Origin of the sequence: Bacillus sp. EKM501B, from assembly GCF_011800505.1 — a bacterium.
Taxonomy (GTDB): domain Bacteria; phylum Bacillota; class Bacilli; order Bacillales; family Bacillaceae_G; genus Bacillus_A; species Bacillus_A cereus.
The window spans coordinates 680,761-698,093 of record NZ_JAALFZ010000001.1; the positions used below are offsets into that span (position 1 = coordinate 680,761).

Below are 17,333 nucleotides of genomic sequence, written 5' to 3' on the forward strand. Positions count from 1 at the left end.
GGAGTAGTTTTTGAAAACAAAAACAGATTTTTTGAAGATGAAAGAGCAAGGTGAGCCGATTACAATGCTAACGGCGTATGATTATCCATCTGCTAAATTAGCAGAAGAAGCTGAAGTTGATATGATTCTAGTTGGAGATTCTCTTGGAATGGTTGTACTCGGATACGATTCAACAGTACCTGTAACAGTAGAGGATATGATTCATCATACGAAAGCTGTACGCCGCGGAGCGAAAGAGACGTTTATTGTAACTGATATGCCATTTATGTCGTATCACGTATCATTACAAGAAACGATGGTGAATGCACGCCGCATCGTTCAAGAGAGCGGGGCACACGCACTGAAGGTAGAAGGTGCTGGAGAAGTTATATCGACGATTCAATATTTGACGAACGCAGGAATTCCTGTTGTAGCGCATTTAGGTTTAACCCCTCAATCTGTAGGAGTGTTGGGTGGATATAAAGTGCAAGGAAAAGATGCGGAGAGTGCAAAAAAATTAATAGAAGATGCAAAGAAATGTGAAGAAGCTGGTGCAATAGCACTTGTGTTAGAATGTGTACCAATGCAGTTAGCAGAACTTATTTCAGAGCAACTAACAATACCGACAATTGGGATTGGCGCAGGACAAAAAGTAGATGGGCAAGTGCTTGTTTATCATGATCTTATCTCATACGGCGTAAATCGTGTTCCGAAATTTGTGAAGCAATATACGTCTGTTCAAGAGGAGATTGTGCGTGGGATTTCACAATATGTTACTGAAGTAAAGACAAGGCAATTTCCTGAAGAAAAACATTCGTTCACAATGAAAGAGGAAGAATGCTTAGCGTTATATGGAGGAAAACAATAATGAAAATCGTAACTACAGTGCAAGAGATGCAGCAAATTACGAGCGAACTTCGTGCAAGTGGAAAGAGTATTGGTTTTGTTCCAACAATGGGTTATTTACATGAAGGCCATGCTACTTTATTACGTAAGGCAAGAGAAGAAAATGAAACTGTAGTTTTAAGTGTATTTGTAAACCCACTACAATTTGGCCCAAATGAAGATTTAGATCGATATCCTCGTGATATTGATAGAGATGAAAATGTAGCAAAAGAAAACGGTGTAGATTATTTATTTTATCCGAGTGTAGAAGAAATGTATCCAGCAGAACAAACAACAACGGTAGAAGTTGTGAAGCGCACGGACGTATTATGCGGTCAACAAAGACCTGGTCATTTTGCTGGTGTTGCAACTGTACTAATGAAACTATTTAATATTACGCTGCCAAAGCGTGCTTATTTCGGTATGAAAGATGCTCAACAAGTTGCAGTAATTGAAGGGTTTGTAACTGATTTCAATATTCCAGTTACAATCGTACCAGTTGATATTGTAAGGGAAGAAGATGGTTTAGCGAAAAGTTCTCGTAACGTGTACCTATCACAAGATGAACGTGAAGAAGCTCTTCATTTATACCGCAGCCTATGTATAGCGAAAGAAAGAATTGAGGCAGGTGAACGTAATCCCGAAATCATTACAAATCTTGTGAAAGAGTATATTGAGACGCATACGAAAGGCACTGTAGATTATGCAGATTTATATGCATATCCGTCATTAACAATGGTAGAGAAAGTCAAAGGAAGAATCATTTTAGCTATTGCAGTTAAGTTTGAAAATGTAAGATTAATTGACAATATAACATTAACAGTTAAATAAGGGGGAGCATCTATGTTTCGCACAATGATGAGAGCAAAGTTACATCGTGCAACTGTAACGGAGGCAAATTTAAATTATGTAGGTAGTATTACAATTGATGAAGACTTAATGGATGCAGTAAATATTGTAGAAAACGAAAAAGTCCAAATTGTAAATAATAATAATGGTGCTCGCTTAGAGACATACGTTATTAAAGGGGAACGCGGTAGTGGTGTTGTTTGTTTAAACGGTGCTGCGGCAAGGCTTGTACAACCAGGGGACAAAGTAATTATTATTTGTTATGGGCTAGTTACGGAAGAAGAGATTCATAAACAAGAACCAAAAATTGCAGTATTAGACGATAATAATCAAATTATTGAAATGTTAGGTGCTGAAAAAGCGGGTACGATATTATAAGTAGAAAGGCTATCTCCATTGCGGAGATAGCTTTTTTGTGCATCTTTTCATTAAGATGAGATAAAACGTGGTATAGTAACATTATATAAATTATTGTTGTTTGAAAGGTAAGAAATTGAGGTGTTACATATATGAGTAAGCGTTATGTCGTTGTTGATTTAGAGACGACAGGGAACTCCTGGAAAGATGGGAAGGATAAAATTACCCAAATTGCAGCTGTTGTAGTAGAAGATGGAGAGATATTGGAGATTTTTTCGTCTTTTGTTAACCCAAAGAGAGAGATCCCACCATTTATTACAGAATTAACAGGGATTGATGAAAGTCTTGTAAAACAAGCCCCGTTATTTCAAGATGTAGCCCCGATGATTGTTGAGCTATTACAAGGTGCGGCTTTCGTTGCGCATAATGTTCACTTTGATTGGAATTTTTTAAATGAAGAATTAAGGCAAGCTGGATATACAGAAATACATTGTCCGAAAATCGACACGGTTGAATTGGCTCAAATTCTTTTGCCGACAGCCGATAGTTATAAATTACGTGATTTAGCTAAGAAGCATGAACTAGAGCACGATCAACCACATCGTGCGGATAGTGATGCTCTTGCAACAGCGGAATTATTTTTACAATTTTTAAATAAAATTGAAAAGTTACCACTTGTCACGTTGCAATCGCTTTATGAATTAAGTGATGTGTTCCAAAGCGATATAGCTGATGTGCTTTCTGAAAATATTTTAAAGAAAGTAATGCACGGTAAAGAAGATATAGCGGAGTATGAAATACATCGAAATATTGCGCTGAAAAAGCGGAACTATTCCTTAAACCTTGGAGAAACGTGTTCATCAAAGTTTGATGCTTTCTTGAATAAAACGATGGATAAATTGGAATCACATATGCCAAAGTTTGAAAGAAGAGAAAGTCAACAACTGATGATGAAAGAGATATATACGGCGTTAAGAGATTCTCGTTTTTCACTAATTGAAGCGGGTACAGGAACAGGAAAGACTCTTGCTTATTTGCTTCCTAGTCTTTATTTTGCAAAGAGAAAAGAAGAACCTGTCATTATAAGTACACAAACGGTACAACTCCAACAACAAATATTAGAAAAAGAAATTCCGTTATTACAAAAAATAATGCCATTTTCATTTGAGGCAGCTCTTCTAAAAGGAAGAAAGCATTATTTATGCTTACATAAATTTGAGTATGCTTTGCAAGAGGAAGAAAAAAATTATGATATGGCACTTACGAAGGCGAAGATTTTAGTTTGGCTATTGCAAACTGAAACAGGTGATCGAGACGAATTAAATATTCCTGAGGGCGGAAAGTTACTTTGGAATCGTATTTGTAGCGATGCGTATAGTCCAGGCGGTATGCAAAGTAATTGGTTTAGTCGTTGTTTTTATCAGCGAGCGAAGAATAAAGCTTTATTTGCAGATATCGTTATTACAAATCATGCGTTATTATTTCAAGATTTTTCAAGTGAAGAACCGTTGTTTGCTTCATGCGAACATATTATTTTTGATGAAGCTCACCATATTGAAGAAGCTGCGAGTAGAACATTGGGTGAACAGTTCTCTTGTATGTATTTTCAATTGGTTATATCTCGTCTTGGGACGCTAGAAACAGAAGATGTACTCTCCAAAGTATATAAAATGATGAAAAAATCAGAGCAAGCATCTCGTTCAACTTTCCGTATGATAAGTTATAGTTTGAAGGAACTTAAGTTTGATGCGGATGAACTCTTCCAAATGTTACGTACTTTTATATTTAAACAAACAAAGCAAGAGCAAGGAACGAATAATATGCCGCTCATCTATAGGTATAACGCAGAACTAGAAAAAGGTAAGTTGTGGGATAGTATCGTCGAATTAACAAATCGTTTTATATATGAATTAAGAAGGGTAGTAACTGCTCTTGAGAAGCAAGTGGATATATTGCAAAGTAAGTTAGAATGGGAGATGCATGTTGTAACAGGTGAATTTATGCATTTAATTGAGTTGCTGAGAAAGATGGCAGAATCATTACAGTTACTCGTATTAGAAAAGAATTCGTATGTAACTTGGATGGAGACTGAAACGAAAGGGACGATTCATTCAACAGTTCTATACGCACAGCCTGTCCATATTGGTGAAAGATTTGCTGATGAATTTTTAACAGAAAAAAAGAGTGTTATTTTTACATCCGCAACACTAACAGTTAACGATACGTTTGATTATATAAAAGAGGAACTTGGTTTACATGATTTCGCTCCAAATACTTTAAAGGTTCCGTCACCATTTCGTTATGATGAACAGATGAAATTAATGGTTTCAACGGATGTACCTTTTATTAAGCAAGTAAGTAATGAGCGATATATTGAATCTGTATCGGAACATATTGCAAAGATAGCAAAAGCCACAAAAGGCAGAATGCTCGTTTTATTCACTTCGTATGAAATGTTAAAAGAAGCGTATGCGAATTTAAAAAATAATGATGAATTAGAGGGTTATTTATTACTCACCCAAAGTGTGAATAATAGAAGTCGAAGCCGCTTAATTCGAAAGTTTCAAGAGTTCGACAAATCAATTTTATTAGGGACGAGCAGTTTCTGGGAAGGAATAGATATTCCTGGAGATGCCTTAAGTTGTCTTGTTATAGTCCGTCTACCATTTACACCTCCTCATCAGCCGATGATGGAAGCGAAAGGTGAGTGGCTAAAAAATCAAGGTGAAGATGTATTCGCTAAATTAGCGCTCCCACAAGCAATATTACGTTTCAAACAAGGATTCGGCCGCTTAATTCGAACGAATACAGATACAGGAACGGTAGTAGTGTTAGATCGTCGTTTGACGAGTTCTTCCTATGGAAAACGATTTCTACAATCGATTCCTAACGTACCTCTTTATGAAGGACCATTAGAAGAATTGTTAGTACAATTAGAAGAACCATCAAATGAATAAAAATGGAAGAAAAATACGCCTGAAGTACTTATAAACTTCAGGCGTAAAAAATGTGGGTAGGAGGAATTTTATTTTTCTTACTTCTTGTATACAAAATGTGTTGGTTTTCGACTTGAAACCTTTTTTTGCTGTACATGTCCTGCTATAATAGATGGGTGATGAAGCAGGGGTTGTAAAGAATGTACTCTTATTGTAACCGCATTGCGTTCTTCTATAATTAGAAATTTTTGTGTAACGGAGGAGTTTTTTCATGGATAAGAAAATCGAAGTACTATCAACGACGCGTATTAAATATTCGTCGGATTTGTATAAAATTGTTGATAGTTTAAATCGTACGTTAAAAGAGCAGGACCTCATGTTCGGACTAGCATTAGACGAAAAAGATAAAGAAACAGCTGTATTTACGATTTACAGAACGTAGTGATACAATGAAAAAGTGGATCTTTGCAATCATTATTGTTATCGTTGCTAGCGGAATATATGGGGCGTATGTTTATAATAAAGCGATGGGAAAGAAAATTCCAAAAGAGTCGAAATTTGTAGAAATTGCTAAAGAAAAAGCAAAGCTTACAAAGGTGAAATCTGTTGATTATTACAACGGAAAATCTGCATATATAGTCGTGCAAGGTACAGATGAAAAGGGAGAACAACTTATCGTTTGGGTGCCTGAGAAAAAAGGGGATACTGTAGTAAGGAAAAAGAGCGAAGGTATTTCTGAAAAAGAGGCTATACAAAGAACAATAGAGCAAGTCGGCAATGAAAGTAAGGAATCAAAAAGTAAGCCGAAAGAGATTATGAAAGTGAAATTAGGCTTTGAAAATGATGTACCACTATGGGAAGTTACATATATTGATGATGACAATCGTTATAGTTATTACTATCTTGAATTTAAAGATGGAAAATTTTTAAGACGATATAGCATTGAAAAATAGATGTAGGGGGAACTACAAATGAAATTAGCAAAGCGAGTAGCTGCTTTAACACCGTCTTCAACTTTAGAAATTACAGCAAAGGCACAAGCATTAAAAGCAGAGGGTCATGATGTAATTGGATTAGGGGCAGGGGAACCTGACTTTAATACACCAGAGCATATTATGGATGCTGCACATAAAGCGATGTTAGAAGGGCATACGAAGTATACACCAACAGGTGGATTACAATCGTTAAAACAAGAAATTGTGAAGAAATTTACTCGCGATCAAGGTATTGCGTATGATCCATCTGAAATTATTGTATGTAATGGTGCAAAGCATGCATTATATACATTATTCCAAGTATTACTTGATGAGGGAGATGAAGTTATCATCCCAACTCCTTACTGGGTAAGCTATCCAGAGCAAGTAAAGCTTGCTGGCGGTAAGCCGGTTTATGTAGAAGGTTTAGAAGACAATGAGTACAAAATTACAGCAAAGCAGCTGCGTGAGGCAATTACAGAGAAAACGAAAGCAGTTATTATTAATTCACCGAGCAATCCAACAGGAATGATTTATAGCAAAGAAGAATTACAACAGCTTGGAGAAGTATGTTTAGAACATGATATTTTAATCGTTTCTGATGAAATTTATGAAAAATTAATTTATGGTGGCGTAGAATATACTTCAATTGCCCAGCTTTCTAATGCATTAAAAGAACAAACACTTATTATTAATGGTGTATCTAAATCTCATTCTATGACAGGATGGCGTATTGGATATGCTGCAGGAAATAAGCAGCTTATTAAAGCAATGACGAATTTAGCGAGTCATAGTACGTCAAACCCTACTTCAATCGCTCAATACGGCGCAATTGCGGCATATGCAGGCTCACAAGAACCTGTGGAAACAATGCGTCAAGCCTTTGAAGAGAGATTAAACATCATTTATGATAAATTAATTCAAATCCCTGGCTTTACTTGTATTAAACCGCAAGGGGCATTTTACTTATTCCCTAACGTAAAAGAAGCTGTAGCTTTATCAGGATATGCAACAGTTGATGATTGGGCAAAAGCTCTATTAGAAGAGGAAAAAGTGGCTCTTGTACCAGGTACAGGATTTGGTGCTCCAAATAATGTTCGTTTATCATATGCGACATCTCTTGAACAAGTAGAGAAAGCATTAGAGCGCATCCATACATTTATGAAAAGTAAAGTGCAAGCTTAATTTTATATTTCATTCATGTAATATAAAAAACCTCCCTATTAATGGGGAGGTTTTTTTGACGGATTGTGGCAAAAAGAAATAGCTAAAGGTGTGTTATACTAGAGAGCGAGGTGTTTGGTGATGAAAAAGAAAATGATGTTACAGTGGTTTGAGCAGGGAAGCATTGCAATTCCAAAATTGCTTATGATGCATTATAAAAAATTAGGTTTAAATGAGACGGAATTTATGGTTGTACTTCATGTACACACATTTTTAGAATCAGGTAATTCGTTTCCGACTCCTTCAGAGATTTCTGAACGGATGACGATAACGGAAATGAAATGTATGGAAGTAATTCAGACGTTGATTCAAAAAGGTTTTTTATCACTAGAAGGTGGACAAAGATCAGAAGCGATGATGTGCGAAAGTTATTCTTTACAACCGTTATGGGAAAAAATATTACATTTCTTAATGGATGAATCAATAGAGGAAGAGCAAAAAGAAAAAAAACAGCTACAAGTAAATTTATATACAGTATTTGAAAAAGAATTTGGAAGACCACTTTCGCCGTTCGAATGTGAAACGTTAGGGATGTGGGAGGACCAAGATCAACATCATCCAAATTTAATTCAAGCGGCTCTTAGAGAAGCTGTAATGAGTGGAAAACTAAATTTCCGATATATTGATCGTATTTTATTTGAGTGGAAAAAGAATGGAATTAAAACGGTAGATCAGGCTCAAAATCAAGGTCAAAAATTTAGAGCGAATCAACAAAGGGCACAACAAATGACAAAACAAGAGACGAAATTTACTGGAAAAGTGCCTTTTTATAATTGGTTGGAGCAGTAATATAGGAGGAAAAATATGCTTAACAAAACGCAAATCCGTTATTGTTTAGACACAATGGCGGATATGTATCCAGAAGCACATTGTGAATTGGTTCATGATAATCCATTTGAACTTGTAATCGCGGTGGCGTTATCTGCACAATGTACGGATGTACTTGTAAATAAAGTGACAAGAAATTTATTTCAAAAATATAAAACACCAGAAGATTATTTAAGTGTTTCTCTAGAAGAATTACAACAAGATATACGCTCTATCGGATTGTATAGAAATAAAGCAAAAAACATTCAAAAATTATGCCGAATGTTATTAGATGACTATAATGGAGAAGTACCGAACGATCGAGATGAACTTACGAAATTACCAGGTGTAGGAAGGAAAACAGCGAATGTTGTAGTTTCCGTAGCGTTTGGAATTCCGGCAATTGCTGTTGATACACATGTGGAGCGAGTGAGTAAACGATTAGCTATGTGTAGATGGAAAGACTCTGTGTTAGAAGTAGAAAAAACATTAATGAAGAAAGTACCAATGGATGAGTGGGGAGTTACACATCATCGTATGATTTTCTTTGGACGTTATCATTGTAAAGCACAACGACCGCAATGTGAGGAATGCAGACTGTTAGAAGTATGTCGTGAAGGAAAGAAGCGAATGAAGGTGAAATAAAGGATGGAACGAGTTATAGAAATACCGAAAGAATTTCACTGTTTACCATTTTTTAAAGAAAGTGTAAATTTAATTAAGTATCATACAGACAATTCTTTTGAAGAGATAATACAAAATACTTACTTTATATTTGATATTGAAAGACAGTATGAGCCATGGAAGGAAATTGAAAACAGCATTCCAGTGATGTTGAATGTATGGAAAAATAAGCATGAAGACATTGCTATACTGTTTCGAAATAGAAATAAGCAAGAGGCTGAGGGACCAATGATTCTTTTTTCAGCTCACTTGTTATCGGTTGTCTATTGGCTAAATGAACAACCTGTTCATAGTTTAAATGAAATGCAAATAAATACGAATAAATTAAAAGTGCAACCTGTTAATTTTATGGAAAGATATTCATTCATTATAAAGAAACCGAGTAATTATCATTCTTATATTCAATTAGCGCAGTTGTATATCGAAATAGAAAAGCTGTATGTAAAGAAAATGATAACAAAAAAGAAGTCCGCTTCTCGTTAAGAGAAACGGACTTCTTTTTTTGTATATTAGGACTCTGTTGTAACAACAGCACCGTCTGCGTGAGGTGTATCTCCTCCGGGATTTTGGTGTTGCTGTTCTTGTTGTTTCTTAGCCTCTTCTTCAGCTTTTTTCTTGGCCTCTTCTTCAGCTTTCTTCTTAGCTTCTTCTTCAGCTTTTTTCTTAGCTTCTTCTTCAGCTTTCCTTCTAGCTTCCTCATCAGCTTTCTTTTGAGCTTCTTCTTGCTGTTTACGTTGTTGTTCTTGCTGTTGCTGTTCTTGTTGTTTCTTAGCCTCTTCTTCAGCCTTTTTCTTAGTTTCGTCTTGTTTTACTTTATCTTCATTAGCCTTTTTCTGGGCTTCCTCATCAGCTTTTTTCTTAGCTTCTTCATCGGCCTTTTTCTTAGCCTCTTCTTCAGCTTTTTTTGCATCTGGAGTTCCGCCAGGCGCAGTGAAGGATGCACCAACTGCTGGGCTTGTGCCAGTACCTTTTTTCGCTACTACAGAGAAGCTGTAAGTAACACCTGGTTTAATACCACCAAGAGTAGCTGTCGTACCACTTATTGATAGGCTACCACTTGAACCGTCAGTTGCTTTATAGCTGGCTGCATATGCATCAACTTCTGCTGGTCCAGACCAGTTTAGTGTAACTGTGCTAGCGCCATCAAAAGTGACATTCAGACCACTAGGGGCATCTACTTTAATTTGTTTAATTGCATCTTTTTTCGCACCTTTTACGTATAACTCTCCGTTTATTTCTTGTACAGAAGAAGGACGTTCAAAGCGTGATTTATCTGTAGCGAATTTGCTCATCATTACTTGGAACATTTGCTGTGCAATTCTAGTGGAGCGATCGCTAACATAATTTTTTGGACCATCTTTTTCGTAACCGGTCCAAACAGCCATTGTGTATTGTGGCGTATATCCAGCAAACCAGCTATCTCTGTTTGCATCAGCTGGGATGTCATATTTTTGAAGAACTGATTCATCAAAGTTTTGTGTTCCTGTTTTACCTGCTACGTCAACACCTGAAACGTATGCTGTTGGACCTGTACCACCAGAACCAGGTTTTACTACGTCACGAAGAACGTCAGTAACCATATAAGCTGTATAGTCTTGCATTGCGCGATGTTCTTTCGGTTTAAAGCTTTTCTTTTTCCCGTCCGGGAAGGTTACTTCTTTTACGAAGTGTGGTTTATTATAGTTACCACTATTACCAAAGGTTGCATATGCACCTGCTACTTCTAATGGAGAACTATCGTTACTACCGATTGCTGTTGATTCGTAGACTTTTCCTTCTTTAAAGGTCATGCCTAAACCTTCAGCAAATTCTTTTGACTTATTAAGACCAACTGTTTGTGCTGTCTTTAAAGCTGGAATGTTTAATGACTTTTTCAAAGCTTCACGTAGTGAAACGTCACCTTTGTAACTCTTTGTTGCATTTTGTATTTTCTTACCATTGGAATACGTATACTCTGAGTCGTTTAATTGATGGTATGTAGACCATTGTAAATTTTCAATTGCCGGACCGTAGTCGAAAATTGGTTTCATTGTTGAACCAACTTGGCGTTTTAAATCAGTTGCCATATTATGACCTTTGAAAGTAGACTTACTTTCTTTACGTCCAGCACCAATTGCTCGAACTTCTCCAGACTGTGTATCCATAAATACGAATGACCCTTGGAATTGATCGTCCGGATACTTAATAAGATTGCCATCCATAATTTTGTCGGCGTAATCTTGAGCATCTTGATCAAGTGTTGTATGAATCGTTAAACCATCTGAACCGATATTTACATCAGGATATTCTTTTTCAACTTCTTTTACAACCGCATCTAAAAATGCTTGATACTTCATCTCAGTTACTTCTGAAGACGGTTGAAGGCCCTCAGTTACTGGAATCTTAACGGCGTTATTCATTTCTTCTTTTGTTATATAACCATGTCGATTCATTAATGATAATACGACATTACGACGATTTGTTGCTCGTTCAACATTTTCTTTTTTTGTTGGATCATAAATGTTTGGACCTTGGGGTAAACCAGCGAGCATAGCAGCTTCATGTAATTGCAAGTCTTTTAAATCTTTACCATAATATTTTTGCGCTGCTGTCGCAATACCGTATGAACGGTTACCTAAATTAATCTTATTTAAGTACATTTCTAAAATCTCATGTTTAGAGTATTGTTGCTCTAATTTGTAAGATAAGTACCATTCTTGCACTTTTCTTTTAGCAGTTTTGTCCATCGTTAGAAAGTAGTTTTTAACGACTTGCTGTGTAATCGTACTACCACCTTGGGAACCGAAACCACCAGTGACATTTTCCATAACTGCTTTTGTAGTTCGTTTAAAATCAATTCCATTATGATCATAGAAACGCGAATCCTCAGTTGCAAGAAATGCATTTTCAACTACTTTTGGAATTTGATCATAAGTAACATGTGTTCGTTTTTCAGCACCGTATTCATAAAAGAAATTTCCGTTTTTATCGAGAAACTTTGTTGATAAAGGATTAACAAGTTTGGATTTGTCTAATTTTGGAGCGTCCTTTACCATAACAAAGAAAGCGGAAACGCCGGCTACAAGACCAACGATACCAAGAAGTAGACAACCTATAAGGAATTTCTTGAAAAAGGAGCCTTTTTTCTTTGGTTTTTCTTCTTTATGTGTTTTTTTCTCTTGATTTTTCACATGATTTCGTTCTGTACGAGAACGATAATTATCTGACATTATACTTTCTCCTACCTTTCATTCTCTCCCCCAAAAGTCGAAAAAAGAGCCTTAGTGATGACTCTATCACGAAAAATAAACCATGTCTAGTACACGGATATAGTCAATCCGAGGGTGATAACCGCATGATAATAAGGATCCATGCTCTTCTATTTCTTCTTTCGTAATCGACTTGCGTCCACCAGTATTTTGACGATTCCAAAATGCAATAATATGTTTTGCATCTAGTAAATAAAATTCATCAAAAAGTGTAAATTTAATAATAACAAATGCAATTCCATTATGAGCAACCACTTGCTTCATATGTTCAATTTGATGAAGGTGGAAGTTTTGAAGTGGGAAACTAGTTTTATTTTTGGTTTCCTTTGCTTCAAAATCGATGTATTTCCCTTTGTATACACCGTTGTAATCTGTTGTAGAAGGTTGTTTAAAATACGCTTCTTTTACCACTGCAGCACTTCGAGCGGGGTAATCTACTTTTACAATTTGAAGAGGTGTAGGCTTTTTATGTACACATGCAATATTATGGGTTAAGTAATATTGATTTGTTTCATTCAATTCCTCTTCAAGGGACATACCTCTATTACTATAAGTATGTGTTTTTATAGGTGTTTTTTGAGGTTGTGAAGCTTGATTATACCTTTTTCCATTTGGGTAACGAATGGTCATAGTGTGTCCACCCCCAACTTGCTAAGAATTACTTACAAAGGTGATTATATCAAAAAATGAAAAAAGATGTGACCTTTTTGATGAAAGGTATGATGACTTATTTATGTTTACATGGAATGATTATATGAAAATTAAACAAAATCGAGAAAAAAATTTTTGTATAGAGGAAGAAAAAGCAATCATTCACAATATTAAAAAGAAAACAGAAATAGCTAATGTGGACAATATTTCTCGGACACAATCTTATCAAGAATATTATTTAAGAAATAGTGAAATCAGGTGGGCCTTTTTAGCGAGTATGGTTTCGAGAAATGCGGGCTGGAATATGACTGATTTAGAAGGGAGATATTATGCTACTGTTTTACCTAGAACGGTAAAAAAACATTTATTTCTTCTGTACGAACAGGCTAATTGGATTATTTTTTTAGATGCATTTCCTCAGCTATTATTGTATGAGGAAAGTAAGAAGAGACATGCACCTCTCTTTCATTTGTTGCAATACTTCAATGTATCAATTTTTATGGAAAAAGAATGGTTACTTTTCTGGGAAAGAAGAGATATGAATAGACTTATGACAGCGCTTATTATAAATGAACAAAATAAAATTCAAAAACCAGTCATTGAGAACACATATTTTAAAAAACATGTATTCCATACTGCACTTTTTAAAGTACAAGAAAGACTTCATATTAGTGCAGTTATCTTCCCAACAATTGAAGGGAGAATGTATGGGTTTTCGGTTTATCAATTTGAAACGTTACAAAAGCGTATAGAACTAGGAAAAAAATTAGCATGGTTATTGTTTCATCCAATTTATAATGGTTCGTTTTATAAGTTTGCACTGCAAACTACACATACTGGGTCTAGAGAAGATTATGAAGTTTACGCAAAGGAAACTCGAAAGTCTTATACGCCAACACTTAGAGATATTTATCCTGTTATTTTACATGAAGAAATAAAAATGAGAGATTGGTTTTGTGCAAATATGAAAATGAATGTGTTATTTGTACTTGAAGAACCTAAAGGGGAAGTTAATATAACAGAATGGTATAGAAGAAAGAGAGAACAAATCTATAGGCTATCTATCGTAAACCGTTTTGCTAAAAGGATCGATGAGTTCATGATATAATAAAAAAGAAGTCCCGTCTTCCATTTTGAAGACGGGACTTCTTAATTTGAAAAAATCCTGCTATGCGTGCTACAACTTTAATTTCAAAACGTAATGCTAGTAGGAGATTAAGGATGATTTGAAATTTAAATGTTCGTAATAAAGTCTCGCTTTATGTAGCAGGGAAGTTTGGACCATCTAGCTTTGGATTGCCAGTCTCGGGTTTATTTTGTTGTTTGTTTTGGTTTTTCTTTTTTTCATTTTTGTTCTTTGCCATTGTAATACACCTCCTTTTTGTATTGTTACCATTTCTATAAATGACATACGAAATGATTTCTTTGACGAATAACAACTAGTTTTGTCATGTGGGCAGGAGTGGTGAATCATTCGGCGAAATTACATGACAAAGGAAAAGCAAAGAAGGAGGCGTTTTGTATATGGCGATGGTTCAGAAGGAAGATGTAATGAAAAAAATGGATCAAATGTTAAGTTCTCTCGATTTGCTGGAAATGAATATAGGGATTAGAATGAATCATGCATTAAAGGATGCGAGTGAAAAAATATGTAATAAGATAGAAATAACAGAAATGCATATTGAACATATGGAAAATAAATTAGTGCATCACGAAGAAAAAGGGAATTGGGTGAAGACATTTCAAACCGTCGTAGTGAGTGCATAATAAGGTGGGAAAGAAATGAAGAATGAAGCATTAATACAGTCTTCAGAAAAACTCATGCAGTATAATAATGAAGCGAATGTAAAAAAAAGAGAACTAACTGAATACGACTTTTATAAGGATATGAAACCGTTTGTAGATATGGTAGATGAGGAATTAAAGAAGTGGAAAGAACTAGCTTATACGTGGATTAAAGAAGAAAAGCCAAAGTATATACATGTACAGCAAATTGATCAAGTATACGATAATTTACAAACGAATGTGTTGCAATGCTTTGTAAATAAAGGTAAAGGTAAACGATTCTTTGAAACACACCAAGCCATTTCGTATACTTTGCAAAATATAGTTGAGCAATGTAAATAACAAGAGGGAGAGCCCTCTTGTTATTTTTATGCTTCTGTCATTGTTGTAGGTTTTGTTGCGCCGTTTATTTCTAATTCTTTTATTAATGTTCGATAATCTGATATGCATATTTTTCCTTCGAGATACCAATGTCTCGCAAAGTCTAATAATTCATTTGCATTCTCTGTGCAATACCCCTTTTTTTGAGAAAACGCTTGTTTTAAATCCCCTAATACCATGTTGATTCCTCCCCCATGAGAATCTTCTTCTTAATTATCATAGCATGGAAGGGTTTTCTTTTTTAATTTTTTAAAAATTTAAACTTCCGACAAAAATAGACATATATTCCATCACACATATTATTTTATAGGTACATATTATATATGTAGAAACTTATGTGAAGGAGGAGAGAATGCATGTTTCAACAACCTAACGTATATCAGCAAACGAATCCATATGCACAGCAAAATATGTACCAATATAATACGGATACATATTTACGGTATAATATGTATCCTTTCGAGCCTTATTATGGAAATCAAAATTATTATCAACCGTTTGAAGTGTCCTTTATGAATCAAGCTCAACAACCACAACAGCAGCAACCTTATGTGAATCAAGCTCAACAATCACAAGCTCAGCAACCATACATGAATCAACCACAGCAGCAGCCTTATATGAATTCGCAATATTATATGCCACCACCATCGCCGTATGCTAATCAACAAGCGATGTTTTATCCACCAAAACAACCGTACCCGACGCAGGGTAAGCAAAAGCAACCACAGCCAAGCCAGTTTTCTAGTTTTGTTTCTCAATTTAAAACATCAGATGGTAACTATGATGTAAATAAAATGATGAATACAGCTGGACAAATGATGAATGCGATGAATCAAGTGACAGGTATTGTAAAGCAAGTTGGAGGCTTTTTTGGTAAGTGATGTTGAAGGATTGTCTATAAAAACAATGTAAATGAAATAAAGGACTAGACAAATTTCCTTGTAATAAATGGGTATATATAACAAACGGCTTTCTCTCTTTTCTCATACTGTAAAGTGTAATCAGATTTTTTTAACGAGAGAGGAGAGAAAAAACTATGCATCATTGTCATCCTTGCTTTGGAGGGCATAAGCCTACAGGACCTATTTGTACGACTGCTCCTGTCATTCATCCGACGAAACAATGCGTAACACACTCTTTTTCAACAACGGTGGTGCCACACATTTTCCCAACACATACAACACATGTACATCATCAACAAATTAAAAACCAAAACTTCTTCCCGCAAACAAATTCAAATGTAAATGTTGTGGACCCAATCGACCCAGGATTCGGCGGCGGATGTGGACCGTGTGGCCATGGTCATCATGGACATCATGGACATCACGTATCACCATTTGGTCCAGGACCAAATGTATCTCCGTTTGGACCAAACGTATCACCATTCGGACCGAATATTGGACCAAACGTATCACCATTCGGTCCAAATATCGGACCAAACGTTGGTGGAATGTTTAAAAAGTAAATGATATGTTAGAACTAGCGAAATGCTAGTTCTTTTTTTGTAATTGGAGTGTTGATATGAAAGTTATTGCAGTAACAGGATATAAGCCATTTGAACTTGGAATATTTAAAAATGATCATCCAGGGGTGGAGTGTATAAAGAAAGCGTTACACCGTAAATTAACCAATTTTGTAGAAGATGGTTTAGAGTGGGTTATAATAAGTGGCCAATTAGGTGTAGAATTATGGGCTGCTGAAGTTGTTTTTGAAATGCAAGTAGAATATCCAGATTTAAAATTAGCGGTATTCACTCCGTTTTTAGAACAAGAAGAAAATTGGAAAGAAGATAATCGTGAATATTATGAATTTATCCTTTCTCAAGCAGACCATGTTGATAGTATCACGAAACGGAAGTATGAAAGTCCAGAGCAATTTAAATTAAAAAATCAATTTTTTATTGAAAAAAGTGATGCGCTTTTAGCGGTATACGATGAAGAAAAACCAGGAAGTCCCAAATATATTGTAGAAGCAGCAAAGAAAAAAGGAGAAATAGAAAATTATCACAGTTATTTCATTCTTTTTTCTGATTTACAAGATATAATAGAAGAGGAACAGTGGAATAATGCAGAGTAAATATGTAATATAGTACTCGTATATATGATTGACAAAAAGCATTGTTTCTGAAAAAATTTAGTTAATGAAAGTTTTGGTAAAAATTTGAGGTGAAGAAAATGATTTCGGATAAAATTAAATTAACAGCGAAAGATATTTTAGAAAAAGAATTTAAAACAGGTATGAGAGGTTATCAGCAAGAAGAAGTAGACAAGTTTCTTGATATGATCATTAAAGACTATGAAGCTTTCCACAAAGAGTTTGAGCAATTAAAGCAACAAAATGCTCGTTTAAAGCGTGAATTAGAGGAACAAAAACTAGCAGTAACGCAAGTTCCACAACAACCTGTACAAACACCAGTTGCACAACCAGTTTATAACAACACGAATACGGATATTTTAAAACGCTTATCTAACTTAGAAAAAGCTGTATTTGGAAGTAAGTTATACGAATGATGTAAGGTGGGAAAAGGTTTAAGCATTTTACATAGAAAAAAACGTTGCAAAATCTTTTTGTTT

21 protein-coding genes are annotated in these 17,333 nt (G+C 35.3%); 17 read left to right on the forward strand and 4 right to left on the reverse strand.

The genetic code is table 11. From position 1 onward, the window contains the following. The first annotated feature begins 10 nt into the window (after positions 1-10). The 10 genes from panB (at position 11) to HFD78_RS03660 (ending at position 9,178) form a co-directional block, all read left to right on the forward strand. On the forward strand, positions 11-847 hold the full coding sequence (panB, locus tag HFD78_RS03615; RefSeq protein WP_000851108.1) for a 3-methyl-2-oxobutanoate hydroxymethyltransferase: 837 nt from the start codon (positions 11-13) through the stop codon (positions 845-847). Next, the gene (panC, locus tag HFD78_RS03620; RefSeq protein WP_000707027.1) at positions 847-1,695 is read left to right on the forward strand and encodes a pantoate--beta-alanine ligase; all 849 of its coding nucleotides are present in this window, start codon (positions 847-849) and stop codon (positions 1,693-1,695) included. The genes panB and panC overlap by 1 nt, the downstream gene beginning before the upstream one ends. A 12-nt stretch (positions 1,696-1,707) precedes the next feature. Then, the gene (panD, locus tag HFD78_RS03625; RefSeq protein WP_000490182.1) at positions 1,708-2,091 is read left to right on the forward strand and encodes an aspartate 1-decarboxylase; all 384 of its coding nucleotides are present in this window, start codon (positions 1,708-1,710) and stop codon (positions 2,089-2,091) included. Between the two features lie 131 nt (positions 2,092-2,222). Further along, entirely contained in the window at positions 2,223-5,027 is a 2,805-nt protein-coding gene (gene dinG / locus HFD78_RS03630; protein ID WP_097862909.1) for an ATP-dependent DNA helicase DinG, read from the forward strand. A gap of 250 nt (positions 5,028-5,277) precedes the next feature. Continuing rightward, complete coding sequence (locus HFD78_RS03635) at positions 5,278-5,448, forward strand: YpmA family protein (protein ID WP_000358352.1); 171 nt, start codon at positions 5,278-5,280, stop codon at positions 5,446-5,448. Between the two features lie 7 nt (positions 5,449-5,455). Beyond that, positions 5,456-5,959, forward strand: a complete 504-nt coding sequence (locus HFD78_RS03640) for a cell wall elongation regulator TseB-like domain-containing protein (protein ID WP_000758739.1) — start codon at positions 5,456-5,458, stop codon at positions 5,957-5,959. 18 nt (positions 5,960-5,977) lie between these two features. Continuing rightward, positions 5,978-7,165 (forward strand): aspartate transaminase AspB, encoded by a 1,188-nt coding sequence (gene aspB, locus HFD78_RS03645; RefSeq protein WP_000761571.1) that lies wholly within the window; start codon positions 5,978-5,980, stop codon positions 7,163-7,165. A 120-nt stretch (positions 7,166-7,285) separates the two neighbouring features. Then, on the forward strand, positions 7,286-7,993 hold the full coding sequence (dnaD, locus tag HFD78_RS03650; RefSeq protein WP_000728552.1) for a DNA replication protein DnaD: 708 nt from the start codon (positions 7,286-7,288) through the stop codon (positions 7,991-7,993). Between the two features lie 15 nt (positions 7,994-8,008). Next, positions 8,009-8,656 carry an endonuclease III gene (gene nth, locus HFD78_RS03655; RefSeq protein WP_000933034.1) on the forward strand — a complete coding sequence of 216 codons (648 nt, stop codon included), beginning with the start codon at positions 8,009-8,011 and terminating at the stop codon, positions 8,654-8,656. A gap of 3 nt (positions 8,657-8,659) precedes the next feature. After that, positions 8,660-9,178: a YpoC family protein gene (locus tag HFD78_RS03660; protein ID WP_000442653.1), complete on the forward strand. Its 519-nt coding sequence runs from the start codon at positions 8,660-8,662 to the stop codon at positions 9,176-9,178. 26 nt (positions 9,179-9,204) lie between these two features. Here the strand turns inward: HFD78_RS03660 and HFD78_RS03665 are convergent, their stop codons facing one another. Both HFD78_RS03665 and recU read right to left on the reverse strand, forming a co-directional pair. Next, positions 9,205-11,904 carry a PBP1A family penicillin-binding protein gene (locus HFD78_RS03665; protein WP_001283100.1) on the reverse strand — a complete coding sequence of 900 codons (2,700 nt, stop codon included), beginning with the start codon at positions 11,902-11,904 and terminating at the stop codon, positions 9,205-9,207. Positions 11,905-11,970: 66 nt separating this feature from the next. Further along, complete coding sequence (gene recU, locus HFD78_RS03670; protein WP_000155598.1) at positions 11,971-12,573, reverse strand: Holliday junction resolvase RecU; 603 nt, start codon at positions 12,571-12,573, stop codon at positions 11,971-11,973. A 103-nt stretch (positions 12,574-12,676) separates the two neighbouring features. On the opposite strand from recU, the gene HFD78_RS03675 reads away from it, so the two are divergent. Then, positions 12,677-13,702 (forward strand): DUF2515 domain-containing protein, encoded by a 1,026-nt coding sequence (locus HFD78_RS03675; RefSeq protein ID WP_000495650.1) that lies wholly within the window; start codon positions 12,677-12,679, stop codon positions 13,700-13,702. A 151-nt stretch (positions 13,703-13,853) separates the two neighbouring features. Here HFD78_RS03675 and HFD78_RS29915 read toward each other — a convergent pair whose 3' ends face one another. Continuing rightward, positions 13,854-14,033, reverse strand: a complete 180-nt coding sequence (locus HFD78_RS29915) for a hypothetical protein (RefSeq protein ID WP_001987054.1) — start codon at positions 14,031-14,033, stop codon at positions 13,854-13,856. 85 nt (positions 14,034-14,118) lie between these two features. Between HFD78_RS29915 and HFD78_RS03680 the strand changes: the two genes are divergently transcribed. Beyond that, entirely contained in the window at positions 14,119-14,361 is a 243-nt protein-coding gene (locus HFD78_RS03680; RefSeq protein WP_070757132.1) for a hypothetical protein, read from the forward strand. Between the two features lie 15 nt (positions 14,362-14,376). Then, on the forward strand, positions 14,377-14,721 hold the full coding sequence (locus tag HFD78_RS03685; protein ID WP_000786940.1) for a YppE family protein: 345 nt from the start codon (positions 14,377-14,379) through the stop codon (positions 14,719-14,721). A 26-nt stretch (positions 14,722-14,747) separates the two neighbouring features. On the opposite strand, the gene HFD78_RS03690 is transcribed toward HFD78_RS03685, so the two are convergent. Beyond that, complete coding sequence (locus tag HFD78_RS03690; protein ID WP_000242652.1) at positions 14,748-14,939, reverse strand: YppF family protein; 192 nt, start codon at positions 14,937-14,939, stop codon at positions 14,748-14,750. A gap of 177 nt (positions 14,940-15,116) precedes the next feature. Here HFD78_RS03690 and HFD78_RS03695 point away from each other — a divergent pair, with 177 nt between their 5' ends. From HFD78_RS03695 to gpsB, 4 genes are all read left to right on the forward strand, one after another. Further along, a complete protein-coding gene (locus HFD78_RS03695; RefSeq protein ID WP_097862910.1) occupies positions 15,117-15,641 on the forward strand; it encodes a YppG family protein in 525 nt (174 codons plus the stop codon). Positions 15,642-15,796: 155 nt separating this feature from the next. After that, positions 15,797-16,225 (forward strand): CotD family spore coat protein, encoded by a 429-nt coding sequence (locus HFD78_RS03700; protein ID WP_000546268.1) that lies wholly within the window; start codon positions 15,797-15,799, stop codon positions 16,223-16,225. A 56-nt stretch (positions 16,226-16,281) separates the two neighbouring features. Further along, entirely contained in the window at positions 16,282-16,836 is a 555-nt protein-coding gene (locus HFD78_RS03705; RefSeq protein ID WP_000862914.1) for an SLOG family protein, read from the forward strand. Between the two features lie 98 nt (positions 16,837-16,934). Further along, complete coding sequence (gene gpsB, locus HFD78_RS03710; protein WP_000622431.1) at positions 16,935-17,270, forward strand: cell division regulator GpsB; 336 nt, start codon at positions 16,935-16,937, stop codon at positions 17,268-17,270. Positions 17,271-17,333: the final 63 nt, after the last annotated feature.